We start from the raw sequence: 26,611 nt of genomic DNA, 5'->3' as shown, positions 1-26,611 counted from the left end.
ACGCCAGGCAGGACGGCTTTAGAGCTGGTTCAACGGAATCTTCAAGTACACCACCCCGTTCTCCTCCGCTGGCGGCATATGACCGGCCCGCACATTCACCTGGATCGCCGGCAACAACAGCGTGGGCATCCCCAGCCCGGCATCGCGCTGGGTGCGCATCGCCACGAACGCCGCTTCATCCACTCCGTCATGCACATGGATATTGCCCGCGCGCTGCTCCGCCACAGTGGTCAGGCATTTGGCCTCGCGGCCTTCGGGCGGGTAGTCGTGGCACACGTACAGTTGGGTATCGGGGGCAAAGGCCAAGAGCTTGCGCATCGACGCATACAGCTGGCGCGCATCGCCGCCGGGGAAGTCGCAGCGGGCGGTGCCGACATCGGGCATGAACAGGGTGTCGCCCACCAGGATCAAGCGGTCGTCGATCAGGTAGGCCATGTCCGCCGGGGTATGCCCGGGCACGTGCAGGGCCTGGGCCTTGATGGTGCCGATGTGGAAGATTTCATCCGGCGCGAACAGGTGGTCGAACTGCGAGCCATCGACGCGAAACTCCGGCTCCAGGTTGAAAAGATGCTTGAACACGTCCTGCACCTTGCTGATGCTTTGGCCGATGGCGATCTTGCCGCCCAGGGTGCGGCGCAGGTACGGCGCGGCCGACAGGTGGTCGGCATGGGCGTGGGTTTCCAGCAGCCATTGCACCTGCAAGCCGTGCTCACGCACAAAGGCAATGACCTTGTCGGCCTGAACGGTGTCGGTGCGCCCGGAGGCCGGGTCGTAGTTGAGCACCGAATCGACGATGGCACACGGGCCGCCGTCCGTTTCATAGACGACGTAGGTGTAGGTCGACGACGCCTCGTCCAGAAAGGAATGAATCAACGCTGACATGACGGCTGCCCCTGATGTTGAAAAAAGTGATTACAATCACTTTACATTTACACATAATGTTTTGAGCTTAAGTGACGCAAAGGACCCGAGGCAAATGGAATCTACTCTGAGTGAAGGCGAAGTCGCCCAATTGCGCGCGTCGGCGTCCAAGGCCTGTGCCTTGCTGAAGGCCCTGGCCAATGAGGATCGTTTGTTGATCCTGTGCCAGTTGACCCAGGGCGAGCGCAACGTCGGCGAGCTGGAAACCATGACCGGCGTACGCCAGCCAACGCTGTCACAGCAGTTGGGCATCCTGCGTGACGAAGGGCTGGTCGCCACCCGTCGCGAAGGCAAGTACATCTTCTACGGGCTGGCCAGCCATGAAGTGATCCAAGTGATGAAGACACTGTCCGGTCTTTACTGCGGCGCGGTGATAAAAAGCTGGGCGTGACGCCATACGGCAGCGACCCTTGTGTGCATTGACGATAAAAGGCAATAGACCATGACCGACCAACACTGGGGGCCAACCATCAGTGGCGATATCGTCGTCATCGGCGGCGGTTCGGCAGGCATCGGCCTGCTGGCCAGCCTGCTCAAGCGCGACCCCGACCTCAACATCACCCTTATCGAACCCAGCGATCATCACTGCTACCAGCCGGCCTGGACCCTGGTCGGCGGCGGCGCCTACGACCTGGAAAAGACCCGGCGTCCCCTGGCCGACGTGCTGCCCAATGGCGTCACCTGGGTGCAGGCTGCCGTTACCGAGTTGCTGCCGGATGAGCACACCCTGGTGCTCGACAGCGGCCAGCGGGTGACCTGGAACCACCTGATCGTCTGCCCCGGCCTGCGCCTGGCCTGGGAGAAGGTCGAAGGCCTGGAAGAGACCCTGGGCCAGCACGGCGTCACCTCCAATTACAGTTACGAAAGTGCCGCCTACACCTGGCAACGGGTGCAGCAACTCAAGGGCGGCAAGGCGATCTTTACCCAGCCGGCCATGCCGATCAGATGTGCGGGTGCACCGCAAAAGGCCATGTACCTGTCCTGCGATCACTGGCTCAGGCAGGGCGACCTCAAGCACATCGACGTCGAATTCAACCTGGCCGGCGCGGCGCTGTTCGGCGTGGCGACCTTTGTGCCGCCGTTGATGAAGTACGTGGAGAAATACCATGCGCGCCTGGCGTTCAACGCCAATCTGGTCAAGGTCGATGGCCCGGCGCGCAAGGCCTGGTTCGAGGTGAAGGACGCCGAGGGCAACGTCACGCTGGAGGAAAAAACCTTTGACCTGCTGCACGTGGTGCCGCCGCAAGTCGCGCCGGATTTCATCCGCCACAGCCCGTTGGCCGACGCTGCCGGCTGGTGCGAGGTAAACCCCCACAGCCTGCAACACCTGCGCTACCCGCACATCTTCGGCCTGGGCGATGTGTGCGGCACCCCCAACGCCAAGACCGCCGCCGCCGTGCGCAAGCAAATCGTGGTGGTCGCCGAAAACCTGCTCGCCCTGCGCAAACAGGCGCCGCTGCCGCTCAAGTACGACGGCTATGGCTCGTGCCCGCTGACGGTGGAGAAGGGCAAGGTGGTGCTGGCCGAGTTCGGCTACGGCGGCAAGCTGCTGCCGACCTTTCCCCTCGACCCGACCCGGGCACGCCGTTCGATGTGGTTTCTCAAGGCCACCTGGCTGCCGTGGTTCTACTGGAACGGCATGCTCAAGGGCCGCGAGTGGCTGACCCGTCTGAGCAAGGTGGATTAAATGCTGCTGGCGAGCGTTTTAGGCGTGTTGATGGGCCTGGTCATGGGCCTGACCGGCGCGGGCGGCGGCATCCTCGGGGTGCCGGCGCTGGTGCTGGGGCTGGGCTTGACGATGACCCAGGCCGCGCCGGTGTCGTTGCTGGCGGTGGGGGCGGCAGCGGCCGTCGGGGCGATTGACGGGTTACGTCACGGCCTGGTGCGTTACCGCGCCGCGCTGTTGATCGCGTTGCTCGGCGCGCTGTTTTCGCCGCTGGGGGTGTTTCTCGCCCACCAGTTGCCGGAGCCGGTGCTGATGGGCCTGTTCAGTGCGCTGATGGTGCTGGTGGCCTGGCGCATGTTGCAGCGCGAAAAGCTCGAGGCCGGGCCGAGTGACCATGGCGCGGCGTCCTGGGGCCAGAAGAACTGCATGCTCAACCAGCAGACCGGGCGCCTGGCCTGGACCGCCAAATGCAGTGCCACCCTGGCCGCGCTGGGCGCCGTGACGGGGGCCGTCTCGGGGTTGCTCGGGGTGGGCGGCGGCTTTCTGATCGTACCGGCGTTCAAGCAACTCACCGACGTGCAGATGCGCGGCATCGTCGCCACGTCGCTGATGGTGATCAGCCTGATTTCGCTGATCGGCGTGGCCGGCGCGTTCCATGCCGGTGTGCGCATCGAACCCGTGGGCTGGGTGTTTATCGTGGCGAGCATCGTCGGCATGCTGATCGGCCGGCGCCTGTGCTCGGTGATTGCCGCACGCACCTTGCAGGTGGGGTTTGCCAGCCTGTGTGTAGTGGTTGCAGCTGGAATGCTTGTGAACGCTTTGCTGTGAATTTGAAATGCAGTCCAACATTTGAATCTCCCTTGTTTTTGAGCGATTCATCCCATCGCATCCCCCCACCCAGTACCCAAGTAGCATAGGTCCCACCCTCCGCCCTTCGTACACTCATGCCTCAGAGGGGGAGGCAACGATGCATAACAGCGAAGGCGTAGTCAGCGCGATGTCCCAGGCGAGCGATGCCGGGCAGGCCGCCGAGGAGTTGGCGCAGCAACTGTTGCATCCATACCTGGGCTTCGTGCTGTTTTTCTGCTCGGCGTCCTACGATTTGCAGGCCCTGGGCCAAGCGTTGCAAGAGTGCCTGGGCAATGTGCGCGTGGTGGGCTGCACCAGCGCCGGCGAGATCACGCCCCAAGGCTATGGCCGCAATTGCATTACGGCGATGGGCTTTAACCACGCGCACTTTTCCATCGCCACGGAGCTGATCGACCAGGTGGAACACTTCAGCCTGATCGACGCCCAGCAGATGGTCGAACGTCTGGTCGGCGGTTGCCGCAGCAATACCCTGGCGCCGATCAAGGGCAACACCTTCGCCCTGACCCTGCTCGATGGCTTGTCCAGCCGTGAAGAGGTAGTGCTCGCCGCCCTCAGCGCGGCGCTCGGCGACATTCCGCATTTCGGCGGTTCGGCCGGCGACGACAACTTCCTCACCCACACCCACGTGTACTTCAACGGCGCCTTCCACAGCGGCGCGGCGGTGGTGGTGCTGGTCAATACCTGGCTGGATTTCGAGGTGTTCACCACCCACCACATCCTGCCGCGCAGTGAAAAGCTGGTGGTGACCGGCGCCGACAGTCCGTCACGCCGGGTCTTCGAGCTTAACGCCGAACCCGCCGCCGAAGAGTACGCGCGGCATATCGGCGTGGCCGTGGCCGACCTCGACCACCGCGTCTTCGCGGCGCACCCGTTGGCGGTGCGCATCCACGACCAGTACTACGTGCGCGCGATCCAGCAAGTGCACGACGACCTCAGCCTGAGTTTCTACTGCGCGGTGGAAAACGGCATCGTCCTTACCGTGATGAAGCCCGGACCGATCCTGCCCAACCTGCAAACCCTGTTCGACGGCCTGCAAGCGCGCCTTGGCGACCTGCTGTTGACCATCGGCTGCGACTGCTTCCTGCGCCGCCTGGAGTTGGAAGACTCAGGCAATCTGGAACAGATCGGCGGTTTCCTGCGCGACCAACGGGTGATGGGTTTCAACACCTACGGAGAACAGTTCAATGGCATGCATATCAACCAGACCTTCACCGGGGTCGCCATTGCCCGAGGCCGGCGCTGAACTGCTCGCCCAGGTTGCCCAGCTGCAACAGGACAACCACAAGCTGGCACGGATCAACGCGGCGCTGATCGAGCGCATCGAGTCCGGCATGGCCCAGGGCAATAACCCTTACACCACCTTCCAGCATTCGGTGGTGCTGGCCGAGCAAGTCCGCGAACGCACCGACGCGCTGAACCAGGCGATGGCCGAACTCAAGGCCAGCAACCACTTGCTGATCAACGCCCGGCTGCGCGCCGAAACCCTGCGCGGCGAACAGGCGGCGGCGCAAAAGGCCCAGGAAAGCGAACGCTGGATTCGCCTGATCACCGATAACGTCCCTGCCCTGATCGGCTACCTGAATGCCGACCTGGTCTACGAGTTCACCAATAAAGTCTATGAAGAATGGTATTGCTGGCCGCGCGGCATGATGCTCGGCCAGAGCCTGCGCGAAGTCCACAGCGAGCAGCACTGCCAGCGCCTGGATGCCTACGTCGCCCGCGCCCTGGCGGGGGAGAGCGTGACCTTTGAATTCGCCGAGACCAACATCAATAACCAGGAGCGCTACATGCTGCGCTCCTATGTGCCGAATATGCTGGCCAGCGGCGAGGTGGTGGGGATCTTTGTGCTGATCCGCGACATCACCGAACGCCGCCGTACCGCCGAAGCCCTGCACCAGGCCTATCAGCACCTGGAACAACGCGTCGCCCAGCGCACCTCGGAACTCACCGCGCTCAACGATCAGTTATTGCAGGAGATCGACGAGCGCCGGCGCATGGAGGCGCGCCTGCGTGAAGCCAAGCTCGAGGCCGAACAGGCCAACCTGTCGAAAACCAAATTCCTCGCCGCCGTCAGCCATGACCTGCTGCAACCTTTGAACGCGGCGCGCCTGTTTACCAGCGCATTGCTGGAGCGGCCCAGCGAAACCCTGGTGCGCAACGTGAGCAATTCCCTGGAAGACGTGGAAAACCTGCTGGGCACCCTGGTGGATATTTCCAAGCTGGATGCCGGGGTGATCAAGGCCGACATCGCGCCGTTTGCCCTGAGTGAATTGCTCGACAACCTGGCCGTCGAGTACACCGAATTGGCCCGCAGCGAGGGCCTGGAATTGCATTTTGTCGGCTGTTCGGCACTGGTGCGCAGCGATATCCAGTTGCTGGCGCGGATTCTGCGCAACCTGCTGAGCAATGCGCTTCGCTACACCTACAAGGGGCGTGTGGTGCTGGGCTGTCGCCGCCAGCATCAGCGTTTGTCGATCCAGGTGTGGGACAGCGGCATGGGCATCGCCGAGGAGCGGTTGGAGGAAATTTTCCAGGAATTCAAGCGCGGCGATGTGCAGCGGCCCGACCAGGACCGGGGGTTGGGCCTGGGGCTGGCGATCGTGGAAAAGATCGCCGGGATCCTGGGGCATCGCGTCAGCGTCAAATCCTGGCCGGGCAAGGGCTCGATGTTCTCGGTGGAGGTGCCGTTGAGCGCCACCGCGCCCAAGTCGCTGCCAATGCTGGCCATGAGCGAGCCGATGCTCGAACGCCTGCAAGGCGCGCGGGTGTGGGTGCTGGATAACGACGCGGCGATCTGCGCGGGCATGCGCACCTTACTGGAAGGCTGGGGCTGCCAGGTGATCACCGCGTTGTCGGAGCAGGACCTGGCGCGGCAGGTGGACAACTACCATGCCGAAGCCGATTTGTTGATCGCCGACTACCACCTCGACGACGACCAGAACGGCGTCGACGCCGTCGCCCGCATCAATGGGCGCCGCGGCCGCGCGATACCGGCGCTGATGATCACCGCCAACTACAGCAATGAACTCAAGCTGCAAATTCGCGAGTTGGGGCACACGCTGATGCACAAGCCGGTACGCCCGATGAAACTCAAGACCGCCATGAGCCACCTGCTCGGCAAATGAACGGCGAAATACCCACAAGTGGAGATCAAAATGTGGGAGGGGGCTTGCTCCCGATAGCGGTGGGTCAGTCGACATCATGACTGACTGATGCACCGCCATCGGGAGCAAGCCCCCTCCCACCTTTGAGCAGTGTTGTGCCTGGAAGATTGGCGGCGCAGGTACGTCCGATGAAGCTCAAGACTGCCATGAGCCACCTGCTCGGCCGGCCCTGACAAACGGAGAACCAATGTGGGAGGGGGCTTGCCCCGATAGCGGTGGGTCAGTCGACATCATGACTGACTGATGCACCGCCATCGGGAGCAAGCCCCCTCCCACCTTTGATTTGTGTTGTGTCAGACGGGTCAGCGGCGCAGGTACGAGCCGAAATCGATATCCCCGGCACTGAGGATCGCCTGCACCCGGTTATGCACATTCAATTTGCGCAGGATCGCGGACACATGGGCCTTCACCGTGGTCTCGGCAATCTCCAGGGTGTAGGCGATCTGCTTGTTCGACTCGCCCTTGGTCATGCGCTCCAGTACCAGCAACTGCTTGCGCGTCAGGGCTTGCAGCAGCTCGGGGGCGAAGCCGGGGTTTTCGTTGAGGCGCCGGTGGGTGCCGGGCTTCTGGGTGCGGATGATGTCCGGCGGCAGGTACACGTTGCCGTTGAGAATCTGCTGGATCGCCTCGGTCATTTGCAGGCGGGGCGAGGACTTGGTGATAAAGCCCACGGCGCCGTAAGTGATGGCTTGCAGCACGACCTGCTTGTCCTGCTCGGCCGAGACGATCACCACCGGAATGGTCGGCGCCTCGTTGCGCAGGTTGATCAGGCCATTGAGGCCATGCATGCCGGGCATGTTCAGGTCGAGCAGGATCAGGTCGAGGTCGTCGTGTTCCTGGGTCAATGCCAGGGCGCTGTCGAGGTCGGCGGTTTCCATCACTTCGCTGCCGGGGAAGCCGTCGCTGATGACGTTATGGATCGCTTCGCGAAACAGTGGGTGATCGTCGGCAATCAGGATTTTGTACATGGCCGTTCACCTTTCTTATTGTGAGGTTTGAAATGGCTCGGGTTGGGCGACCGTCACCGGCAGCTTCGCCGCTTCCCAGGCATCCAGGCCGTCGCGATACCAGTACACAGAGGTATAGCCGAGGTTGGCGGCACGTTTTACCGCGTTCCAACTCAGCCAGCAATCGGAGCGGCAATAGAAGACCAACGGTCGCTTGAGGTCGCCGCCGCTGTAGGCATACAAGTGGCGCACGAAATAGCTTTGCCACTCCGGCGTCAGGTCGCCGTCGCCGGTATTGGCCAGCCAGTGGCTGCCGGGCAGGTTGGCGTGGGGCTGGTCTTCGATGAAGCGGCCTTGCAGCCACTGGCGGCGGTACACATCGATCAGCACTGGCGCCGGGCTTTGATTGAGCAGGGTTTGCAGGGCCGCGGTATCGACAATCGTGGCGCCTGGCAGGTGGTCGGGCGTAGGGCTGCGGTACAGGCTGATGCGGTAGCCGTCGGCGGAAAACAGCGGGGTGTCGGCCTGGACGTGGGCGACGAACAGGCACAGCAGCGCCAATAGAGGCAGTCGAGCGTACAGCATGGCAGGGCAATCCTTATCGTTATGCGCGCATTACACGTGAGTCCCGAGCCCTTGGGAATGCGACGATAGACAGGAAAACCAGTACCAAAGTAGTAGTTTTGCCGCCTTCAGCCCTTTTTGCGCAACGTCGCATGCTGGGGATTGAAGGTCAGCACCGCCAACACCGCGAACAGCACGGTCAAGCCCAGGCACACCGCCAGGGCCAGGCCGGCGAAGCGTTCGTACAGGGCAAAGCGCACCAGCTCCACGGCGTAGGTAAACGGGTTGATCGCGCACAGCCAGTACAGCCATTCACTGGAGTCGCGCATCTTCCACAGCGGGTACAGCGCCGATGACAGGAAAAACAGCGGGAAGATCACGAAGTTCATCACCCCGGCAAAGTTCTCCAGCTGGCGAATCGCATTCGACAGCAGCAGGCCCAGGGCACTCAACATCAAGGCCACCAGCAGCAACGCCGGCAGGGCGACGACCAGCCCCATGGCCGGCGGTTGCACGCCGTACACCCAGGCGATCGCCAGGAACCCATACACCTGCAACAGCGAAATCAGCGCGGTGGCCAACAACTTGCTGCACAGCAAGAATGTGCGCGGCAGCGGGCTGGTCAGCAGCACGCGCATGCTGCCCATCTCGCGGTCGTAGACCATCGACAGCGAGCCTTGCATGCCGTTGAACAGCAGGATCATGCAGGCCAGCCCCGGGACGATGTACACCTCGTAGGGGATGTAGGTGTCGTAGGGTTCGATTACCGAGATGCCCAGCGCGGCGCGGAACCCGGCGGCGAACACCAGCAGCCACAGCAATGGGCGCACCAGCGCACTGAGAAACCGCGTGCGCTGCAACACAAAGCGCAGCCACTCGCGCAGCACGATGCCGCGCAGGCATTGCCAGTAAGCGTTCATGCCGCCGCTCCCGTCGTGGTGGGGCGAGTCAAGTGCGCGAACACGCTGCCCAGATCGCCGCCTTGCTGCGCGATCAAGGCAGCGACTTGCCCACTGGCCACCAGGCGGCCCTGATGCAGGATCATCAACCCATCGTCGGCCTGTACTTCGTCGAGCAGGTGGGTGGTCCACAACACGCTGATGCCCTGTTCGATGCACAGGCTGCGCACGTGCTGGTTCAGCGCCAGGCGGCTGGCCGGGTCGAGGCCGACGCTGGCCTCATCCAACAGCAGCAGGCGCGGCTCATGCAGCAACGCCCGGGCGATTTCCACCCGGCGCCGATGCCCGCCGTTCAGTTCGCGAACTTTTTCCCGGCGCCGTTCGGTGAGGGCCTGGCGGGCCAGTTCGGCGGCGACGCGCAGGTCGGTCTGGCGCCGCGATAAACCATGCAGCGCGGCGTGGTAGCGCAGGTTCTGTTCCACGCTTAAATCCAGGTCCAGGGTGCTTTGCTGGAACACCACACCCAGCTGGGTGAGGGCTGCACGCGGCGCCTCACGCAGGGAATGACCGCCCACGCGAATGTCGCCGCTTTGCAGGTCATACAGCCGCGTGAGCAGGGCGATCAAGGTGGATTTTCCGGCGCCATTGGGCCCCAGCAGCGCCGCAAAACGCCCTGGCGCCAGGCTGAAACTCATCTCGCACAAGGCCTGCCGTGCGCCGTAGGCGAAGCTCAGGTCGCGCACCTCCAGGGCGTTCATGGCGTGACCACCACGCCCCACGGATAACGCCCGACCTTCACCGACTTGATCACCTTGAGACTGTCCACATCGATCACCGACACATCACCGCTTACGCCGTTGGTGGCCAGCAACTGTTTCTCGTCCGGGGTAAATGCCATCTGCCACACGCGGCGGCCCACCAACAGGTAGTCGATGACCTCGAAGGTCTTGGCGTCGATCACGGCCACATGGTTGGCCGGGCCGAGGGCGACAAAGCCGTACTTGCCGTCGGCGCTGAGCTTGATGCCGACCGGCTGGACTTTGTCCGGGTGCACGCCCTTGATCTTGAAGGTCAAGGTCTTGAGGATCGCGCGGCTGGCCACGTCGAGGATGGTCACGGTGCCGCCGATTTCCGCCGAGGCCCACAGTTGCGAGCCATCGTGGTTGAACTCGACGAAGCGCGGGCGCTGGTCCACCAGGGTGCTGTCGGCCAGGGTCTGGGTGCTGGTGTCGATCCAGTGCAGCATGTTGGTGGTTTCGCTGGTGTTCACCGCCCACTTGCCATCCGGGCTCACGGCCATGCCTTCGGGTTCGACGCCGACGTTGATCTGGCCGAGCACCTTGGAGGTCTCGGTGTCGATCACGGTGACCAGCGCATCGTCTTCGTTGGACACGTACAGCCAGCGGTTATTGGGGTGCAGGGCGAACTGCTCGGGGTCTTTGCCGGAGGGCAGTTCCTTGATGATCCTGCGCGTGGCCACGTCCATCACCTGCACGCGGTCCGAGTCGCTGGCGCAGATGTACAGCAGCTTGTTGTCATGGGACAGCAGCAGGCCCCGTGGGCGCTGGCCGACCTTGAGGGTGTCGGTGACTTGCAGGGTCTGCATGTCGATCAGGCTCAGGCTGTTGTCTTTCTCGTTGGAGACCCAGGCGGTACTGGCCACGGCGTGCCCGGCGGCAAGCAGCAGGGCGCATGGGAGCAGGGTGCGGCGCATGGCGGATTCCTTATTATTGTGGGTAGGCGATCAAGGGAAGCGGCAGGTCACCTCGGGTTTGTCATAGCCCAGGCTGTCCATTTCGTTGGTGGGGTGCAGGAAGCCGTCCTGGGGCGAGGTGCTGACCAGCGCGCGGGGCTGCACGATGGGAATCGGCTGGCGCAGTTGGCCGTTCCAGGGGCGGTAACTGAGCTTGCGGCCCTTGAACCCGTCCAGGGGCAGTTGCTCGCTGATTTCCACTTGGCGGATCGCCATGGGCTCGACCTGGCGCAACTTGCTCACTGCACTGGCGACGCTGCGCACGGCCATCCAGGCGGCGAAGTCGCGGTCGTTCATCCAGCGCCCGGCCAGGGCCTCGAAGCGTTTCTGCAATTGGGCGGCGCCGTAGGTCTCGACGGTTTTGTGCCAGCCGGTGGGCGTCAGGCCCTGGGTGCCGGCGACGGGGCGCGGGTACCAGGTCTGGTAGGGCACGTACTCGCCGAAGTCGCCGCGCTCGTCGGCCACCAGCACCACGTCGTATTCGGCGGTCTGGGTGAACAGCGGCATATCCGCCTGGGCGCTGCGGCGTTGGTCGTTATCGAAGCGCCAGGCCTTTTCCGCCACCAGCTGCACGCCGAAGCGTTTGGCGGCGCGCCGCAGGGCGGCGGCGTAGGCCTGGTCATCCTCGGTGGGGCCGACGATCAACAGCGCTTTCTGCCATTTGCGCACTACCAGGAACTGCGCCAGGGCATCGGCGAGCATCGCGCGGCTGGGCAGGGTATGCAGCACGTTGCCCAGGCAGTCGCTGCTGCGCAGTCGGTCATCCGGGCTGCCGGCATTGAACAGCAGGCTGTCGGGCAGGGCTGCGCTGAGTTGGCGCAGGCTGGCGGCGGGTGCGTTGATCACGAACAGGCGCAGGCCCTGGGCATGCTGGGCCTGGGCGGCGGCGAGCAGGGCGTCCGGGGTGTCCACCGTGGCGGTCGTCAGGCTGTAGCGCTGGTTGAGAAAGGCGCCCGTGCTGTTGCTGTCGATGATCGCCAGTTCAGCGCCACGCTGCCCGGCATCGGCGGGCTCGGGAATCACATTCGACAGCAGCGGGCCTGGATCGGGCCGATAGCCCAGGTAGCCGATCTGCACCTGCAAGGGCGCTTCGGCGGCCTGGCCGGTGGCGGTCCAGGCGATCGCCAGCAGGCAGATCACGGCGTAGGGGGCGAGCTGGCGCATAGGGCACTCCATGACAGGTAGCGCCAGCATAGGAACCCTGAACGTCGCTGCAAATATGCAGAAAGTAGCGCTGGGGCAGTACCAAGGTAGTAGCCCCGGGCGCGCCGTGGGGTTTTAGCATGGAGCACCACGGGCTCTATCCACAGGAGTGACACCAGCATGCGCGTCTTGTCGGCCTTGTGGCGCATCAACCTATGGGTGTGCGGCTTCTTCATCCTGGTGACCTGCGCCTGCACCGCGCTGTTGCTGCACCAGGCCCTGGCCGATGTGGAGCGCGAGCTGCAATCGGCCGAAGCGGTGGTGCACTACCTGAGCGAAACCGCCGCGCGCGACCCGGCCAGCCTGCAACCCCACCTCACCGCGAGTTTGCGCCATGTACGTGTGCACTGGCTGGCGAGCGGCGACACCGTGCAAGCGCCGGACGCGGACGGGCTGGACGCCTGGCTCGGGCAGCTATTGTTTGCCGAGGCGCGGCGCAGTGCCCAGGTGTTGGACTTGCCGGACGGCCGGCGCGTGTCCATCGCTGTCGACCCGCGGGATGAAATCGACGAGGTCTGGGACTCCCTGCAACAACTGCTGGGCCTGTGCGCCCTGGCCCTGGCCCTGAGCCTGTTGACCATCCGCTGGGCGGTGCGCCGGGGCATGGGCGTGCTGGATGAATTGCTGCGTGCGCTGCAACAGGTGTGCGCCGGCCAGCTCAATGTGCGCCTGCGCAGCCAAGGCGCGCCGGAAGCACGCCAACTGGCGCTGCACTTCAACCGCATGACCGACGCCCTGGAGCAGGCGCGCACCGATAACACCCGGCTTACCCAAACCCTGCTGGCGGTGCAGGAGCGGGAACGCACCCACCTGGCCCAGACCCTGCACGATGACCTCGGCCAATACCTGGCCGGCATTCGCGCCCAGGCCTGCCTGTTGCGCCTGGCCACCGACCAGCCGCACCTGCTGGCGCCCACGGTGACGCAACTTGAGGATCACTGCGAGCACTTGCAGCGAGGCTTCCGGGCACTGGTCCACGACCTTTATCCGGTGGCCCTGCAACACCTGCCGATGGCCGAGGCGTTTGCGCTGCTGGTCACCCAGTGGCAGGCCAGCCACGGCATTCCCTGCCACCTGCAGGTCAGCACCGACCTGCCGCTGTTGCCCGGCGCCAGCAAGACCCATCTGTACCGCCTGCTCCAGGAAGCCCTGACCAACATCCTGCGGCATGCCGACGCCAGCCAGGTGCACGTGCGCCTGCAACATCGCGGTTCGCGCCTGTGCCTGTGGGTGCGCGATAACGGTCGCGGTGCAGACACGCCCCAGCGGCCCGGCGTGGGCCTGTATTCGATGGCCGAACGCGCCCGCTGCCTGGGCGGCGAATTGAAGATCATCAGCCACCCCGGCGCCGGCTGGGCATTGGCGTTGAACATGCCGTTGGAGGCCTCATGAATATTCTGTTGGTGGATGACCACGCGGTGGTACGCCAGGGCTATGCCAGCCTGTTGCGTGCGCTGCTGCCGGCTGTTGAAGTGCGCGAGGCGGCCAGTGGCGAAGAGGCGTTGAGCCGGGTCCAGGAAGCGCTGCCGCACCTGGTGATCATGGACTTCGGCCTGCCGGGCATCAGCGGCCTGGAAACCACCCGGCGCCTGCGCCAGCGCCTGCCGCACCTGCGCGTGCTGTTTTTCAGCATGCACGACGAGTTGCCCCTGGTGCGCCAGGCCCTGGAGGCGGGCGCCTCGGGCTACCTGACCAAAACCTCGGCACCCGAGGTGTTGATCGAAGCGGTGCGGCGCATCCTCGACGGCCACGCCTATATCGAACAGGCCCTGGCCACTGAACTGGCCTATACGCCCGGTGATCAACGTTTGCAGGGCATGACCCCGCGCGAGCTGGAAATCTTCCTGATGCTGGCCAGGGGCACGCCGACCCGAGCGATTGCCGACCAGTTGAATATCAGCAGCAAGACCGTGTCCAATCACCTGACCTTGCTCAAGAGCAAATTGCAGGTGAGTTCCCATGCCGAGCTGGTGCACCTGGGGATCGACATGGGGGTGGTGCGGGTGGTTGGATAAGCGGGTGTGCGCGGGGGTTCTAGCGATCCCAGGTGGTGGGGCAGTCGATGCAGCCTTCCATATTGGCATCCTGGAAGTTCGCGTAGTGCTGGCGGCTGCCGGTGAGGGTGGCCTGTTCCAGGTTGCTCTCGCCGAACTTGGCTTCCTGCAGGTTGGCATCGCTGAGGTCGGCACCTTGCAGGTCGGCCTTGCTCAGCCAGGTCATTTCCAGGTCGGCCGCACGCAGGTTGGCCTTGTGCATTTTCGCCCCCGACAGCCGCGCAAATTGCAGGTAGGCCGCGCTGAGGTTGGCGTTTTCGAACTGCGCGCCTTGGGCGAACAGGCCCCAACCCTGGATCGCCATCAGCGTGGCGCCGCTGAAGTTGGCCAGGCGCAGGTTGGCCTGTTGCAGGCTGGCGCGGGTCAGGTTGGCACCTTGCAGCTGGGCCTTTTCCAGGTTGGCCAGGTCGAGGTTGGCATGGCGCAGATCCGCCTCGCGCAGGTCGGCGCCGGCCAGGTTCATCTTGCTCAAGTCCTGGTTGCGCAAGTTGGCGCCCTTGAGGTTGGCGCCAGGGCATTGGCTGTGTTCGGCGATGGTGCAGCCGTTGATGATCAGCGGCGCATCGTCGCCATCCTCGGCGTGGGCCACGGGCAAGCAGAGCAGGAGTAACAAGGGCAGGTAGTTCATCGTGCGACCTCTGGGGATCCTGTGGTAAGCGGGCTTGCTGTGGTGAGGGGCTTGCTGTGGTGAGCGGGCTTGCTGTGGTGAGTGGGCTTGTTGTGGTGAGCGGGCTTGCCCCGCGCTCGGCTGCGCAGCAGTCGTAGGACCTGAACGCACGGTGGTGCTGGAGGAATGCCGGGGCCGCTGCGCAGCCCAGCGCGGGGCAAGCCCGCTCACTACAAAAGGCGGCCCGGCATTCTCGCGGGGGTTATTTTTGCGCGGTCTTTTGATCCCAGCTCGGGATCTTGAACACCCAGAACGACCCGCCTTGTGCCACTGGCTTGGTCAGCTCCGCCATGTCGCCGCCCCACAATGGCACCGCGCCGCCGTAGCCGACGGTGACGCCGACATACTGCTCGCCATCCTGCTCCCAGGTGATCGGCGGCGAAACGATGCCGCTGCCGGTCTGGAACTTCCACAGCTCCTTGCCGGTTTTCGCGTCGAAGGCCTTGAAGAAGCCGTCGCCTGTACCGGTAAACACCAGGTTGCCCTTGGTCGCCAACACGCCGGCCCACAGCGGCAAGGCTTCCTTGTGCTCCCACACCACCTTGCCGGTGGTCGGGTTCATCGCGCGCAGGGTGCCGACGTGGTCGTCATACATGCGCTTGATGCGAAAGCCCATGCCCAGGTACGCCGAGCCCTTCTTGTAGTTGACCTCTTCGGTCCAGTACTCCTCTTTCCACTGGTTGCCGGGGATGTAGAACAGGCCGGTGTCCTGGCTGTAGGCCATGGGGTTCCAGTTCTTGCCCCCCAGGAACGGCGGCGAGACTTCCACCGGTTTGCCTTTGGTTTCACCCGGCAATGGCTTGGCCGGGCGCTGGCCTTCGTTCTCCACCGGACGTCCGGTCTTCAGGTCGATATGGCTGGCCCAGGTGATGTTGTCGACAAACGGGAAGGCGTTCTGCAGCTTGCCGTTGTTGCGGTCCACCACATAGAAAAAGCCGTTGCGGTCGGCGTGGCCGGTGGCCTTGACCACTTTGCCGTCCTTGTCCTTGTAGTCGAACAGCACCAGCTCGTTGTTGCCGGAGAAGTCCCAGGCGTCGTTCGGGGTGTGCTGGTAGAACCACTTCACTTCGCCGGTGCTCGGGTCGACGCCGACCTGACCCGAGGTGTAGAGGCTGTCGAAGTCGTGGGGGTTGCCGTCCTTGGCGGTGCGCGCCCAGGTGTTCCACGGGCCAGGGTTGCCGGCGCCGACGATGATCGTGTTGGTCTCGGCATCGAAGCTTGCGCTCTGCCAAGGGGCGCCGCCGCCGTGGCTCCAGGCCTCGACCTTGCCGGTTGCGGTGGTCGGGTCATCCGGCCACGAAGGCGCCTTGACGTCGCCGGTGGTGGTGCTGTCCTTGCCGTTGAGGCGGCCCATATGGCCTTCCACGAACGGGCGCATCCACACTTCTTCCCCGGTGTCCGGGTCGCGGGCAAACAGCTGGCCGACCACGCCGAACTCATCGCCGGAGCTGCCGTGAATCAACAGCACCTTGCCGCTGACCTTGTCTTTGATCAGCACCGGGGCGCCGGTCATGGTGTAGCCGGCGGCGTGGTCGCCGAACTTCTTGTTCCACACCACTTTGCCGGTGTGCTTGTCGAGGGCGATCAGGCGTGCGTCGAGGGTGCCGAAGTAGATCTTGTCGCCGAAGATCGCCGCACCGCGGTTGACCACATCGCAGCATGGGCGAATGTTGTCGGGCAGGCGGTGGTTGTAGGTCCACAGGCGCTTGCCGGTCTTGGCGTCGAGGGCGAACACGCGGGAATAGGAGCCGGTGACGTAGACCACGCCGTCGCTGACGATGGCCTGGGATTCCTGGCCGCGTTGCTTCTCATCGCCGAACGAGTAGGACCAGGCCGGGGTGAGCTTGAACACGTTCTTGTCGTTGACCTGGGCCAGCGGGCTCCAGCGCTGGGCGTTGGTGCCCATGCCGTATTGCAGCACGTCCTGGGTGGTCAGGTGGTCGTTGGCGATGTCTTCCCAGGTGACATTGTGCGTCGGCTTGGCGGGTTCGGCGGCGGCAAACGTTGCCGCACTGAGGGACAGGCTGCCCACCAGCACGAAGGCTTGCACGGCAAGGCTTAAAGGTGAGCGGGCGGGTAGCGATCTTATTGTCATGGTTGCAGTTCCCAGTGGAGGTTTTGGCCTGCACAGGGTGGAACGCCGGGGCGCCGGGCGGATACGGAAAAACTCCCGCCGTGGCCGGGAAGACTTCCCGAGGCGCCGCTGTTTTAGGCGTGCCCCACAAGCCCTACTACCAAGGGAGGAGAGGGCGGCCACCAAAGCAGCATACGGCCTATGCCCCGGGGTTTCTAAGATGGTTGCCATAGCCTCTGCAATGAGGTTTTGCGTGCAATCCTGAGGGCAAAAATAATGACAACAAAACACAATGCCTTGCTCGTCGCCGGGCTGTTGGTCGGTGTGATCGCCGGGGGCTCCGCCTGGGCCCATGGCAACGTGGTCCCGCAAGCGGTGGAAACCAAGGGCCTGACCTCGATCAAGGACGCCGGCGTACCGGTCAACGAAGACGGCTGGGCGGCGGTCAACCCGTACCGCACCTCGCCTGAACACGACCGCGCCGTGGAAATCGGCTCGTCCGCCTACAACCAGAACTGCGCCGCCTGCCACGGCCTGGAAGCCAAGTCCGGCGGCATCGCCCCCGACCTGCGCATGCTCGATGTGGGCGAAGCCGGTGATGAGTGGTTCGTCGAGCGCGTGCGCCATGGCGCGGTGCGTGACGGTCGCGTGTACATGCCGAAAATGGCCGACTACCTGAGCCAGGAAGCCTTGTGGGCCGTGCGCACTTACCTGGACAGCGTGCACGTCGAGGAGTAAGCCATGCGCCTGTTCGCTTATGTGCTTGGCCTGGCCCTGCTGTGTTGCCAGCCGGCACAGGCGCAGGTGCGCAGCTATGACCAGATGATCGCCGCCGGCGAAATCAACGTGGCGGTGTACAAGGACTTTGCCCCCTACAGTTTCGAAGACGGCACCACCGCGCGCGGGGTCGACGTGGAACTGGCCCAGGCCCTGGCCACGGCGCTGGGGGTACGGCTCACGTTGATCTGGGCGCCGGCCGGCGAGAAGCTCGACGACGACCTGCGCGACTACATCTGGCGCGGCAGCCCGTTGCACAACCAGCAACTGGCCGACCTGATGATGCGCGCGCCCTACGACCGCGATTACGCACAAAAGCGCAACGACCAGGGCGAACTGGAAAACGGCCATGTGGTGATGTTCGGGCCGTACCAGAACGAACAATGGCAGGTAGCTTATGACCGTCGGCGCCTGGACACGGTTGCCAGTGTGGCGGTGTTCGAGCAGCACCCGATTGGCGTCGAAGTCGACAGCGTACCGTCGTTCTACCTCACCTCGGTGTTCAACGGCATGCTCGCCGCCAAGACCCATCACTACCCCGACGTACCCCAGGCCTTTGCGGCGATGAAAGCCGGTGAGGTCGATTCGGTGATGGCGATGCGCGGCGAAGTCGATTGGCAGGTGCACGAGGCCCATGACCCGCAACTGGCCCTGGCCGAAAACGCCTACCCGAACATGGGCAAGCAACGCTGGGAGATCGGCATGGCGGTGCACGAGAGCAATCGCCAGTTGGCCTACGCGGTGGAAGAGGCGCTGGAAGGCCTGATCCGCGACGGCGCGGTGCAAGCCATCTATGCCCGTTACGGCCTGCAGTACGAAGTGCCCGAGATGTATCAATAGGAGCAGGCGATGAACTGGCGATTGAGCTGCATCCTGGCCTGCTGGCTGCCGCTGGCGGCGCACGCCGTGGAGGTCGATCCGGTGCCGTCGGTGATGTGGGACTTCTATCACAAGCAGTTCCTGGCGCTGGCGCCGTTCGTGTTCGACGACCGAGTCAAGCTGCTTGCGCCGCCGTTTGCCGAAGATGCGCGCCAGGTGCCCCTGGAAATCGATGCACGGGCCTTCAGCGGCCATGTGGTAAAGATCCTCGCCTGGGCTGAGCTCAACCCGTTGCCGAAAATCGTCGACTTCCAGCCCAAGGCCGGGGTGCTGCCGTGGCTGTCGCTGCGGATTCGTATCGAGCAGGCCACGCCGTTGCGGGCGGCGGTGCTCACCGATGACGGCCTGTGGCACGTGGGCTCGACCTTGATCGACGCGGCCGGTGGCGGCTGCACTGCGCCCAGCGTGGTACGCACCCAGCCGGGCTGGGAAGAGCACATCGGCGAAGTGCTCGGCGGCCGTTACCCGCGTGGCGAGTTCAGCCGGGTGCGTGTGCAGGTGGCGCACCCGATGGACAACGGCATGGTCAGCGGCATCCCCGAGTTTTTTATCAACCATGCACAACTGCGCGGCCAGGACGGCCAGGTGCTGGCTGACCTTGAGTTGTTCCCGGCGGTCAGCGAAAACCCCAACCTGGCCTTCGACATCGACGCGCCGGGGCCCACCCGCCTGGTGTTGCGCGACAACAGCGGCAATGAGTTCGACGCGGCCATCCCCTGACCAGAAGGAGCGCGGCATGCGCTGGATTCTATTGTTATGCCTGGGCCTGAGCCTGCCCGCCCTGGCGGACCTCGACTACGCCCTCAAGCCCCGGCTGATCGCCGACGACACCTGGCTGCTCGAAGGCAGCACCGACAATTTTGCCAAGGCCAATGGCGGCAATATCGTCAACACCGCCTTCATCGTCACCGAGGCCGGTGTGGTGGTGATCGACACCGGACCGTCGCGGCGCTACGGCGAAGCCATGCGCGAGGCCATCGCCCGTGTCACCCCCAAACCGGTGATCCAGGTGCTGATTACCCATCATCACCCCGACCATGCGCTCGGCAACCAGGCCTTCAAGGACATGCCCATCGGCGCCCTGGCCGAGACCACGCGGCTGCTGCACGAGCAGGGCGACGGCATGGCGGAAAACCTCTATCGCATGGTTGGCGACTGGATGCGCGGCACCGAGGTGGTGTTGCCCACCCAGGTGCTGGAACCCGGTGTGCTGAGCGTCGGCCGCCACGACTTGCGCCTGCTTGCGCTCAGCGGTCACACCGGCGCCGACCTGGCGATCTTCGACCAGAGCACCGGCGTGCTGTTTGCCGGCGACCTGGTGTTTTACCAGCGCGCCCTCACCACCCCCAACAGCCCGGGGCTGGCGGTGTGGCTGGCTGACCTCGGCACCCTGCAAGCCTTGCCCTGGACCCTGATCGTGCCCGGCCATGGCCCGGTGGCCAGCGATGCCCAGCCTTTCACACAGATGCGCGACTACCTGACCTGGCTTGACCAACTGCTGCGTGACGGCGCGGCCCAGGGCAGCGACATGGCCGAGATGATCCGCAGCCCCATCCCCGCACGCTTCGCGGCGATCAGCCTGAGCCGCTATGAACTGATCCGCAGCGTCAGTCACCTGTACCCGCGTTACGAGCGCGAACAGATGCAACGCGTGGATTCGCCGCGCTGACCCGCTACTAAGGAACTAGCAAACTCGATACTGCGGTCAATTGTGACAACGGCCCCTGCGCCCAAGAATCTGCACCAGACCGGGAAAATTTCCCGGGTATAACAAAAAACCGCAGAGGTAGCCGTCATGACCCAACCCGCACGTCGCCAACCCTTCGCCTTGAGTGTGTTGCTCGGTGCCATCCTGTTGTCTGGCCAGGCCATGGCCTCGGTCACCGATGAGGACATCCTCCAGGACCCTAAAAACCCCGGGCAGATCGTCACCAACGGCCTCGGCGTGCAGGGCCAGCGCTACAGCCCCCTCGATACCCTGAACGTCGACAACGTCAAGGAACTGCGCCCGGTCTGGGCGTTTTCCTTTGGCGGCGAGAAGCAGCGTGGGCAACAGGCGCAGCCGATGATCAAGGATGGGGTGATGTACCTCACCGGTTCCTACTCGCGGGTGTTCGCGGTGGATGCGCGTACCGGCAAGAAGCTCTGGCAGTATGATGCGCGTCTGCCCGATGACATCCGCCCGTGCTGTGATGTGATCAACCGTGGCGTGGCGTTGTACGGCGACCTGGTGTTCTTCGGCACCCTCGACGCCAAGCTGGTGGCGCTGAACAAAGACACCGGCAAAGTGGTGTGGAGCAAGCAGGTCGCCGACCACAAGGAAGGCTACTCGATCAGCGCCGCGCCCCTGGTGGTCAACGGCAAGCTGATCACCGGCGTGGCCGGTGGCGAATTCGGCGTGGTCGGCAAGATCCAGGCCTATGACCCGAAAAACGGCGAGCTGCTGTGGAGCCGCCCGACGGTCGAAGGTCATATGGGTTATGTCTACAAGGACGGCAAAGCCGTGGAAAACGGCATCTCCGGTGGCGAGGCGGGCAAGACCTGGCCGGGCGATCTGTGGAAAACCGGCGGCGCCGCACCGTGGCTGGGCGGCTACTACGACCCGGAAACCAACCTGCTGCTGTTCGGCACCGGCAACCCGGCGCCGTGGAACTCGCACCTGCGCCCCGGCGACAACCTCTACTCGTCCTCGCGCCTGGCGCTGAACCCGGACGACGGCACCATCAAGTGGCACTTCCAGAGCACGCCCCACGACGGCTGGGACTATGACGGCGTCAACGAGCTGATCTCCTTCAACTACACCGAAGGCGGCAAGGAAATCAAAGCGGCAGCCACCGCTGACCGCAACGGCTTTTTCTATGTACTCGACCGCACCAACGGCAAGTTCATCCGTGGCTTCCCGTTTGTCGACAAGATCACCTGGGCCAGCGGCCTGGATAAGGACGGTCGACCGATCTACAACGAAGCCAGCCGCCCAGGCGCGCCGGGCAGCGAAACCAAGGGCACCTCGGTGTTTGTCGCGCCGGCGTTCCTCGGTGCGAAGAACTGGATGCCGATGGCCTATAACCGCGACACCGGGCTGTTCTATGTGCCGTCCAACGAGTGGGGCATGGACATCTGGAACGAAGGCATCGCCTACAAGAAGGGCGCGGCGTTTCTTGGCGCCGGCTTCACCATCAAGCCGCTGAACGAAGACTACATCGGCGTACTGCGCGCCATCGACCCGAAGACCGGCAAGGAAGTCTGGCGCCACAAGAACTTCGCGCCGCTGTGGGGCGGGGTGCTGACCACCAAGGGCAACCTGGTGTTCACCGGCACGCCGGAAGGCTTCCTGCAGGCGTTCAACGCCAAGACCGGCGAGAAGGTCTGGGAATTCCAGACCGGCTCCGGCGTGCTCGGCTCGCCTGTGACCTGGGAAATGGACGGCGAACAGTACGTCTCGGTGCTCTCCGGCTGGGGCGGCGCCGTGCCGTTGTGGGGCGGTGAAGTGGCCAAGCGCATCAAGGACTTCAACCAGGGCGGCATGCTCTGGACCTTCAAGCTGCCCAAAGACCTGGTCGCCAAGCACTGAATCTACGACCAAATGACAAGTGCCCCCCTGCCAACGGCGCATTCGCCCGCCAGCGGGGGCTCTTTACTATCGGGTCATCGCCTGTTGACCGACAGGCCCGGACCCAGACAGAGGCTTTAACATGATCTACGCACAACCTGGCACCCCTGGCGCCATCGTCAGCTTCAAGCAGCGCTACGGCAATTACATCGGCGGCGAGTTCGTCGCCCCGCTCAGTGGTGAGTACTTCACCAACACCTCGCCGGTGACCGGTGAAGTGATCGCCGAATTCCCGCGCTCCAACGCCGCCGATATCGACAAGGCCCTTGACGCTGCCCATGCCGCCGCCGACGCCTGGGGCAAGACTTCGCCCCAGGATCGCTCCCTGGTGCTGCTGAAAATCGCCGACCGTATCGAGCAGCACCTCGAAGTGCTGGCCGTGACCGAAAGCTGGGACAACGGCAAGGCCGTGCGTGAAACCCTCAACGCCGACGTGCCCCTGGCCGCCGACCACTTCCGCTACTTCGCCGGCTGCATCCGCGCCCAGGAAGGCGGCGCCGCCGAGATCAACGAACACACCGCGGCCTATCACTTCCATGAGCCATTGGGCGTGGTCGGGCAGATCATTCCGTGGAACTTCCCGCTGCTGATGGCCGCCTGGAAACTCGCCCCGGCCCTGGCCGCCGGTAACTGCATCGTGCTCAAGCCGGCCGAGCAGACGCCGCTGTCGATCATGGTGTTTGCCGAGTTGATCAATGACCTGCTGCCACCGGGCGTGCTGAATATCGTCCAGGGCTTTGGCCGCGAAGCCGGGGAGGCGCTGGCCACCAGCAAGCGCATTGCCAAGATCGCGTTCACCGGCTCGACCCCCATCGGTGCGCACATCATGCATGCGGCCGCCGAGAACCTCATTCCCTCCACCGTGGAACTAGGCGGCAAGTCGCCGAACATCTTCTTCGAAGACATCATGCAGGCTGAGCCGCAGTTCATCGAAAAAGCCGCCGAAGGCCTGGTGCTGGCGTTCTTCAACCAGGGCGAAGTGTGCACCTGCCCGTCGCGGGCGCTGGTGCAGGAGTCGATCTACGACGACTTCATGAAAGTGGTGATGAAGAAGATCGTCAAGATCAAGCGCGGCAACCCGCTGGACACCGAGACCATGGTCGGCGCCCAGGCGTCCGAACAGCAATACGACAAGATCCTCTCCTACCTCAAGATCGCCCAGGAAGAGGGCGCCGAGCTGCTCACCGGCGGCGCGGCCGAGCGCCTGGAGGGCGACCTGTCCAGCGGTTACTACATCCAGCCGACCCTGCTCAAGGGCCACAACAAGATGCGTGTGTTCCAGGAAGAAATCTTCGGCCCGGTGGTGGGTATCACCACCTTCAAGGACGAAGCCGAAGCCCTGGCGATTGCCAACGACAGCGAATTCGGCCTCGGCGCCGGGCTGTGGACCCGCGACATCAACCGCGCCTACCGCATGGGCCGGGCGATCAAGGCCGGCCGCGTGTGGACCAACTGTTATCACCTGTACCCGGCGCATGCGGCGTTTGGCGGCTACAAGAAGTCGGGCGTGGGGCGTGAGAACCACAAGATGATGCTCGATCACTACCAGCAGACCAAGAATTTGCTGGTGAGCTACGACATCAATCCATTGGGTTTCTTCTAACCCTCTGATTGCAATGCGGTCCCCTGTGGGAGGGGGCTTGCTCCCGATGGCGGTGGGTCAGAGGCATAAATGCTGGCTGACACACCGCCATCGGGAGCAAGCCCCCTCCCACATTTTGATCGGCGTACACCCGCTACCAATGCAGGCGCCGCTTCGTTCGAAAGTAGCATTCGCACCCCCATCCCCCCATGCATTAATGCCTTTACCGGAATCTTCCGGCACAACAAGAGGACTCTCCCCATGTGGACCAAACCCGCCTTCACCGACCTGCGTATCGGCTTCGAAGTGACCATGTACTTCGCCAGCCGCTGATCCATCTCCGGCCAGCCTCGCGCTGGCCGGTGCCCTATTGGGAATGACCCTTTGGTCTGATTGCAAACGCCTGCGAATGGGTTAGTGTGGAGCGCATCTCCCAAAAATAATAACAACAGGCTTTCCAATGAGCCCCAATCTGAGCCTCCTGCGTAAATTCGTCTCGCCTGAAATCATCTTCGGTGCCGGCTGTCGGCACAACGTCGGTAACTACGCCAAGACCTTTGGTGCGCGCAAGGTCCTGGTGGTCAGCGACCCCGGTGTGATCGCCGCCGGATGGGTCGCCGATGTGGAAGCCAGCCTGCAGGCCATCGGCATCGACTACTGCCTGTACAGCGCCGTGTCGCCCAACCCGCGCGTCGAGGAAGTGATGCTCGGTGCCGAGGTGTACCGGGAAAACCATTGCGACGTGATCGTGGCCATCGGCGGCGGCAGCCCCATGGACTGCGGCAAGGCCATCGGCATTGTGGTCGCCCATGGGCGCTGCATCCTCGAGTTCGAAGGCGTGGACACCATCCGCGTGCCGAGCCCGCCACTGATCCTGATCCCCACCACCGCCGGCACCTCGGCGGATGTCTCGCAGTTCGTGATCATTTCCAACCAGCAGGAACGCATGAAGTTCTCCATCGTCAGCAAGGCGGTGGTGCCGGATGTGTCGCTGATCGACCCGGAAACCACGGCGAGCATGGACCCGTTCCTGTCCGCCTGTACTGGCATCGACGCGCTGGTGCATGCGATCGAGGCGTTCGTGTCCACCGGCCATGGCCCGCTGACCGACCCCCATGCGCTGGAAGCCATGCGCCTGATCAACGGCAACCTGGTGCAGATGATCGCCAACCCCGGTGACATTGCCCTGCGCGAGAAGATCATGCTCGGCAGCATGCAGGCGGGGTTGGCGTTCTCCAATGCGATCCTCGGCGCGGTGCATGCCATGTCCCACAGCCTCGGCGGGTTTCTCGACCTGCCCCATGGTTTGTGCAACGCGGTGCTGGTGGAACACGTGGTGGCGTTCAACTACAACTCGGCGCCGGAGCGCTTCAAGGTGATTGCCGAGACCTTCGGCATCGATTGCCGTGGCCTCAACCACCGACAGATCTGTGGGCGCCTGGTGGAACACCTGATTGCCCTGAAACACGCCATCGGCTTCCATGAAACCCTCGGCCTGCATGGCGTGCGCGTGGCGGACATTCCGTTCCTGTCCCAGCATGCGATGCACGACCCGTGCATCCTCACCAACCCGCGCGAGTCCAGCCAGCGTGATGTCGAGGTGGTGTATGGCGAAGCGCTCTGACGACCAGCAACAGGCCCTCGCCGGTCTGTTGGGCCTGGGTAATCACTCGGCGCGCAAGAGCCACTACCCGGAACTCACCGCGCGTCTCGACGAGCTGGAGGCCGAGCGCAACCGCTATATCCGTCTCAACGATGAGCTGGAGCAGCGCGTGGCGGCGCGCACCGATGAACTGCTGGAAGCCAACCGCAACCTGCAACAGCAGATCGCCCAGCGCGAGCAGGTCGAGCAGGAGCTGCGTGACGCCCGCGATGCCGCCGAGGCCGCCAACCGCAGCAAGGACAAATACCTCGCCGCCGCCAGCCATGACCTGTTGCAGCCACTCAACGCCGCGCGACTGCTGATCTCCACCTTGCGCGAGCGCAAGCTGCCCAGCGTCGAACAAGTGCTGGTGGAACGTACGCACCAGGCCCTGGAAGGCGCCGAGGATTTGCTCACCGACCTGCTGGATATTTCGCGGCTCGACCAGGCGGCGGTCAAGCCCGATGTGGCGCTGTATCGCCTGGATGAGCTGTTTGCGCCGCTGGTCTCGGAGTTCCAGTCGGTGGCGCTGGCGGCCGGGCTGAACCTGCGCGCGCGTACCGGCCATTATGCGATTCGCACCGACCTGCGCCTGGTGACGCGGATCCTGCGTAACTTCCTCAGCAACGCCTGTCGCTACACCGACGAGGGCTGCATCCTGCTCGGCGCGCGCCGCCGTGGCGATCGCCTGCGCCTGGAAGTGTGGGACACCGGGCGCGGCATCGCGGCCGACCGCCTCGACGCGATCTTCCTTGAATTCAACCAGCTTGACGTCGGCCGTGCCTCGGACCGCAAAGGCGTAGGGCTGGGCCTGGCGATTGTCGAGCGCATCGCCGAGATCCTCGGCTACCCGGTGGCGGTCCGTTCGTGGCCGGGGCGCGGCTCGATGTTCAGCATCGAGGTGCCCATCAGCGAAGAGATGCCCCTGGCGATCAGCCAACTGCCGGTGCTGCCGACCACGGGTAACCCGCTGCCGGGGCGGCGTTTGCTGGTAATCGACAACGAGGTGAGCATCCTCGACAGCATGCGCGCGCTGCTGGGGCAGTGGGGCTGCGAGGTAATTACCGCCACCGACCAGGCCGGGGCGTTGCTGGCTTTGCAGGGCAGGGCGCCGGAGCTGATCCTCGCCGACTACCACCTTGACCATGGGGTGGTGGGTTGTGCGGTGGTCAAGCACCTGCGCGAGCATTTCGCGCAGAACATCCCCGCCGTGATCATCACCGCCGACCGCACTGACCAGTGCCGCCGCGCGCTGCGCCGCCTGGACGCGCCGTTGCTGAACAAACCGCTCAAGCCCGGCAAGTTGCGGGCGGTATTGAGCCAGTTATTGACCTAGGGT

25 protein-coding genes are annotated in these 26,611 nt (G+C 64.1%); 16 read left to right on the top strand and 9 right to left on the bottom strand.

Annotated features, from left to right (window positions below; genetic code table 11):
* Positions 1 to 18 precede the first annotated feature (18 nt).
* The gene (locus F6S08_RS19450) at positions 19 to 882 is read right to left on the bottom strand and encodes an MBL fold metallo-hydrolase (RefSeq protein WP_315872184.1); all 864 of its coding nucleotides are present in this window, start codon (positions 880 to 882) and stop codon (positions 19 to 21) included.
* Positions 883 to 976: 94 nt separating this feature from the next.
* Here F6S08_RS19450 and F6S08_RS19445 point away from each other — a divergent pair, with 94 nt between their 5' ends.
* From F6S08_RS19445 to F6S08_RS19425, 5 genes are all read left to right on the top strand, one after another.
* Positions 977 to 1,312 carry an ArsR/SmtB family transcription factor gene (locus tag F6S08_RS19445; RefSeq protein ID WP_017527038.1) on the top strand — a complete coding sequence of 112 codons (336 nt, stop codon included), beginning with the start codon at positions 977 to 979 and terminating at the stop codon, positions 1,310 to 1,312.
* A gap of 51 nt (positions 1,313 to 1,363) precedes the next feature.
* Positions 1,364 to 2,608 carry an FAD/NAD(P)-binding oxidoreductase gene (locus F6S08_RS19440; RefSeq protein WP_315872183.1) on the top strand — a complete coding sequence of 415 codons (1,245 nt, stop codon included), beginning with the start codon at positions 1,364 to 1,366 and terminating at the stop codon, positions 2,606 to 2,608.
* Entirely contained in the window at positions 2,609 to 3,415 is an 807-nt protein-coding gene (locus tag F6S08_RS19435) for a sulfite exporter TauE/SafE family protein (protein ID WP_065948421.1), read from the top strand.
* 139 nt (positions 3,416 to 3,554) lie between these two features.
* Complete coding sequence (nosP, locus tag F6S08_RS19430; RefSeq protein ID WP_065948420.1) at positions 3,555 to 4,700, top strand: nitric oxide-sensing protein NosP; 1,146 nt, start codon at positions 3,555 to 3,557, stop codon at positions 4,698 to 4,700.
* Positions 4,642 to 6,582 carry a NahK/ErcS family hybrid sensor histidine kinase/response regulator gene (locus F6S08_RS19425; protein WP_315872182.1) on the top strand — a complete coding sequence of 647 codons (1,941 nt, stop codon included), beginning with the start codon at positions 4,642 to 4,644 and terminating at the stop codon, positions 6,580 to 6,582. Before nosP ends, F6S08_RS19425 begins: the two co-directional genes overlap by 59 nt.
* A 341-nt stretch (positions 6,583 to 6,923) precedes the next feature.
* Here the strand turns inward: F6S08_RS19425 and F6S08_RS19420 are convergent, their stop codons facing one another.
* The 6 genes from F6S08_RS19420 to F6S08_RS19395 form a co-directional block, all read right to left on the bottom strand.
* On the bottom strand, positions 6,924 to 7,589 hold the full coding sequence (locus F6S08_RS19420) for a response regulator transcription factor (protein ID WP_010209341.1): 666 nt from the start codon (positions 7,587 to 7,589) through the stop codon (positions 6,924 to 6,926).
* 15 nt (positions 7,590 to 7,604) lie between these two features.
* Positions 7,605 to 8,153, bottom strand: a complete 549-nt coding sequence (locus tag F6S08_RS19415; RefSeq protein ID WP_065948418.1) for a PQQ-dependent catabolism-associated CXXCW motif protein — start codon at positions 8,151 to 8,153, stop codon at positions 7,605 to 7,607.
* Between the two features lie 107 nt (positions 8,154 to 8,260).
* Complete coding sequence (locus tag F6S08_RS19410) at positions 8,261 to 9,052, bottom strand: ABC transporter permease (protein WP_315872181.1); 792 nt, start codon at positions 9,050 to 9,052, stop codon at positions 8,261 to 8,263.
* Positions 9,049 to 9,789, bottom strand: a complete 741-nt coding sequence (locus tag F6S08_RS19405; RefSeq protein WP_065948417.1) for an ABC transporter ATP-binding protein — start codon at positions 9,787 to 9,789, stop codon at positions 9,049 to 9,051. The genes F6S08_RS19410 and F6S08_RS19405 overlap by 4 nt, the downstream gene beginning before the upstream one ends.
* Positions 9,786 to 10,745 (bottom strand): YVTN family beta-propeller repeat protein, encoded by a 960-nt coding sequence (locus F6S08_RS19400; protein ID WP_065926986.1) that lies wholly within the window; start codon positions 10,743 to 10,745, stop codon positions 9,786 to 9,788. The genes F6S08_RS19405 and F6S08_RS19400 overlap by 4 nt, the downstream gene beginning before the upstream one ends.
* Positions 10,746 to 10,775: 30 nt before the next feature.
* On the bottom strand, positions 10,776 to 11,948 hold the full coding sequence (locus tag F6S08_RS19395; protein ID WP_315872180.1) for an ABC transporter substrate-binding protein: 1,173 nt from the start codon (positions 11,946 to 11,948) through the stop codon (positions 10,776 to 10,778).
* A 168-nt stretch (positions 11,949 to 12,116) separates the two neighbouring features.
* On the opposite strand from F6S08_RS19395, the gene F6S08_RS19390 reads away from it, so the two are divergent.
* Positions 12,117 to 13,379: a sensor histidine kinase gene (locus F6S08_RS19390; protein WP_315872220.1), complete on the top strand. Its 1,263-nt coding sequence runs from the start codon at positions 12,117 to 12,119 to the stop codon at positions 13,377 to 13,379.
* Entirely contained in the window at positions 13,376 to 14,002 is a 627-nt protein-coding gene (locus F6S08_RS19385) for a response regulator transcription factor (RefSeq protein WP_065948415.1), read from the top strand. The genes F6S08_RS19390 and F6S08_RS19385 overlap by 4 nt, the downstream gene beginning before the upstream one ends.
* Positions 14,003 to 14,021: 19 nt before the next feature.
* Here the strand turns inward: F6S08_RS19385 and F6S08_RS19380 are convergent, their stop codons facing one another.
* Positions 14,022 to 14,669 carry a pentapeptide repeat-containing protein gene (locus F6S08_RS19380; protein WP_315872179.1) on the bottom strand — a complete coding sequence of 216 codons (648 nt, stop codon included), beginning with the start codon at positions 14,667 to 14,669 and terminating at the stop codon, positions 14,022 to 14,024.
* A 241-nt stretch (positions 14,670 to 14,910) separates the two neighbouring features.
* Positions 14,911 to 16,803: a quinoprotein ethanol dehydrogenase gene (gene exaA / locus F6S08_RS19375; RefSeq protein WP_074847229.1), complete on the bottom strand. Its 1,893-nt coding sequence runs from the start codon at positions 16,801 to 16,803 to the stop codon at positions 14,911 to 14,913.
* A gap of 255 nt (positions 16,804 to 17,058) precedes the next feature.
* Between exaA and pedF the strand changes: the two genes are divergently transcribed.
* The 9 genes from pedF to F6S08_RS19330 all read left to right on the top strand — a co-directional run bounded on the left by pedF (position 17,059) and on the right by F6S08_RS19330 (position 26,608).
* Positions 17,059 to 17,520 carry a cytochrome c-550 PedF gene (gene pedF, locus F6S08_RS19370; protein WP_027606205.1) on the top strand — a complete coding sequence of 154 codons (462 nt, stop codon included), beginning with the start codon at positions 17,059 to 17,061 and terminating at the stop codon, positions 17,518 to 17,520.
* A gap of 3 nt (positions 17,521 to 17,523) precedes the next feature.
* Complete coding sequence (locus tag F6S08_RS19365; RefSeq protein WP_315872178.1) at positions 17,524 to 18,399, top strand: ABC transporter substrate-binding protein; 876 nt, start codon at positions 17,524 to 17,526, stop codon at positions 18,397 to 18,399.
* A gap of 9 nt (positions 18,400 to 18,408) precedes the next feature.
* Positions 18,409 to 19,158 carry a quinoprotein dehydrogenase-associated SoxYZ-like carrier gene (locus F6S08_RS19360; protein ID WP_065926991.1) on the top strand — a complete coding sequence of 250 codons (750 nt, stop codon included), beginning with the start codon at positions 18,409 to 18,411 and terminating at the stop codon, positions 19,156 to 19,158.
* Between the two features lie 16 nt (positions 19,159 to 19,174).
* Complete coding sequence (locus F6S08_RS19355) at positions 19,175 to 20,107, top strand: quinoprotein relay system zinc metallohydrolase 1 (protein WP_315872177.1); 933 nt, start codon at positions 19,175 to 19,177, stop codon at positions 20,105 to 20,107.
* 126 nt (positions 20,108 to 20,233) lie between these two features.
* Positions 20,234 to 22,009: a PQQ-dependent methanol/ethanol family dehydrogenase gene (locus F6S08_RS19350; protein WP_315872176.1), complete on the top strand. Its 1,776-nt coding sequence runs from the start codon at positions 20,234 to 20,236 to the stop codon at positions 22,007 to 22,009.
* A gap of 121 nt (positions 22,010 to 22,130) precedes the next feature.
* Positions 22,131 to 23,651: an aldehyde dehydrogenase family protein gene (locus F6S08_RS19345; RefSeq protein ID WP_010209363.1), complete on the top strand. Its 1,521-nt coding sequence runs from the start codon at positions 22,131 to 22,133 to the stop codon at positions 23,649 to 23,651.
* Between the two features lie 240 nt (positions 23,652 to 23,891).
* A complete protein-coding gene (pqqA, locus tag F6S08_RS19340) occupies positions 23,892 to 23,963 on the top strand; it encodes a pyrroloquinoline quinone precursor peptide PqqA (protein WP_010209364.1) in 72 nt (23 codons plus the stop codon).
* Positions 23,964 to 24,090: 127 nt separating this feature from the next.
* The gene (gene ercA / locus F6S08_RS19335) at positions 24,091 to 25,254 is read left to right on the top strand and encodes an alcohol dehydrogenase-like regulatory protein ErcA (RefSeq protein ID WP_065926995.1); all 1,164 of its coding nucleotides are present in this window, start codon (positions 24,091 to 24,093) and stop codon (positions 25,252 to 25,254) included.
* Positions 25,238 to 26,608, top strand: coding sequence for a hybrid sensor histidine kinase/response regulator (locus F6S08_RS19330; RefSeq protein WP_065926996.1), 1,371 nt, complete (start codon positions 25,238 to 25,240; stop codon positions 26,606 to 26,608). The genes ercA and F6S08_RS19330 overlap by 17 nt, the downstream gene beginning before the upstream one ends.
* The last annotated feature ends 3 nt before the right edge of the window (positions 26,609 to 26,611 follow it).

Origin of the sequence: Pseudomonas sp. JV449, from assembly GCF_032424295.1 — a bacterium.
GTDB classification, from domain to species: domain Bacteria; phylum Pseudomonadota; class Gammaproteobacteria; order Pseudomonadales; family Pseudomonadaceae; genus Aquipseudomonas; species Aquipseudomonas marginalis.
The sequence above is the reverse complement of the archived record's forward strand: the minus strand, read 5'-3'. Positions and strand labels throughout refer to the sequence as shown.

Excerpts from the sequence above, each read along its gene's own strand:
- F6S08_RS19395 (WP_315872180.1), bottom strand. The coding sequence starts at position 11,948 with ATGCGCCAGCTCGCCCCCTACGCCGTGATCTGCCTGCTGGCGATCGCC.
- F6S08_RS19330 (WP_065926996.1), top strand. The coding sequence starts at position 25,238 with ATGGCGAAGCGCTCTGACGACCAGCAACAGGCCCTCGCCGGTCTGTTG.
- F6S08_RS19445 (WP_017527038.1), top strand. The coding sequence starts at position 977 with ATGGAATCTACTCTGAGTGAAGGCGAAGTCGCCCAATTGCGCGCGTCG.
- pedF (WP_027606205.1), top strand. The coding sequence starts at position 17,059 with ATGACAACAAAACACAATGCCTTGCTCGTCGCCGGGCTGTTGGTCGGT.
- F6S08_RS19410 (WP_315872181.1), bottom strand. The coding sequence starts at position 9,052 with ATGAACGCTTACTGGCAATGCCTGCGCGGCATCGTGCTGCGCGAGTGG.
- F6S08_RS19400 (WP_065926986.1), bottom strand. The coding sequence starts at position 10,745 with ATGCGCCGCACCCTGCTCCCATGCGCCCTGCTGCTTGCCGCCGGGCAC.
- F6S08_RS19450 (WP_315872184.1), bottom strand. The coding sequence starts at position 882 with ATGTCAGCGTTGATTCATTCCTTTCTGGACGAGGCGTCGTCGACCTAC.
- F6S08_RS19435 (WP_065948421.1), top strand. The coding sequence starts at position 2,609 with ATGCTGCTGGCGAGCGTTTTAGGCGTGTTGATGGGCCTGGTCATGGGC.
- F6S08_RS19365 (WP_315872178.1), top strand. The coding sequence starts at position 17,524 with ATGCGCCTGTTCGCTTATGTGCTTGGCCTGGCCCTGCTGTGTTGCCAG.
- ercA (WP_065926995.1), top strand. The coding sequence starts at position 24,091 with ATGAGCCCCAATCTGAGCCTCCTGCGTAAATTCGTCTCGCCTGAAATC.
- F6S08_RS19380 (WP_315872179.1), bottom strand. The coding sequence starts at position 14,669 with ATGAACTACCTGCCCTTGTTACTCCTGCTCTGCTTGCCCGTGGCCCAC.
- F6S08_RS19405 (WP_065948417.1), bottom strand. The coding sequence starts at position 9,789 with ATGAACGCCCTGGAGGTGCGCGACCTGAGCTTCGCCTACGGCGCACGG.
- F6S08_RS19420 (WP_010209341.1), bottom strand. The coding sequence starts at position 7,589 with ATGTACAAAATCCTGATTGCCGACGATCACCCACTGTTTCGCGAAGCG.
- F6S08_RS19355 (WP_315872177.1), top strand. The coding sequence starts at position 19,175 with ATGCGCTGGATTCTATTGTTATGCCTGGGCCTGAGCCTGCCCGCCCTG.
- F6S08_RS19350 (WP_315872176.1), top strand. The coding sequence starts at position 20,234 with ATGACCCAACCCGCACGTCGCCAACCCTTCGCCTTGAGTGTGTTGCTC.
- F6S08_RS19415 (WP_065948418.1), bottom strand. The coding sequence starts at position 8,153 with ATGCTGTACGCTCGACTGCCTCTATTGGCGCTGCTGTGCCTGTTCGTC.
- F6S08_RS19345 (WP_010209363.1), top strand. The coding sequence starts at position 22,131 with ATGATCTACGCACAACCTGGCACCCCTGGCGCCATCGTCAGCTTCAAG.
- nosP (WP_065948420.1), top strand. The coding sequence starts at position 3,555 with ATGCATAACAGCGAAGGCGTAGTCAGCGCGATGTCCCAGGCGAGCGAT.
- F6S08_RS19425 (WP_315872182.1), top strand. The coding sequence starts at position 4,642 with ATGGCATGCATATCAACCAGACCTTCACCGGGGTCGCCATTGCCCGAG.
- exaA (WP_074847229.1), bottom strand. The coding sequence starts at position 16,803 with ATGACAATAAGATCGCTACCCGCCCGCTCACCTTTAAGCCTTGCCGTG.
- F6S08_RS19385 (WP_065948415.1), top strand. The coding sequence starts at position 13,376 with ATGAATATTCTGTTGGTGGATGACCACGCGGTGGTACGCCAGGGCTAT.
- F6S08_RS19440 (WP_315872183.1), top strand. The coding sequence starts at position 1,364 with ATGACCGACCAACACTGGGGGCCAACCATCAGTGGCGATATCGTCGTC.
- F6S08_RS19360 (WP_065926991.1), top strand. The coding sequence starts at position 18,409 with ATGAACTGGCGATTGAGCTGCATCCTGGCCTGCTGGCTGCCGCTGGCG.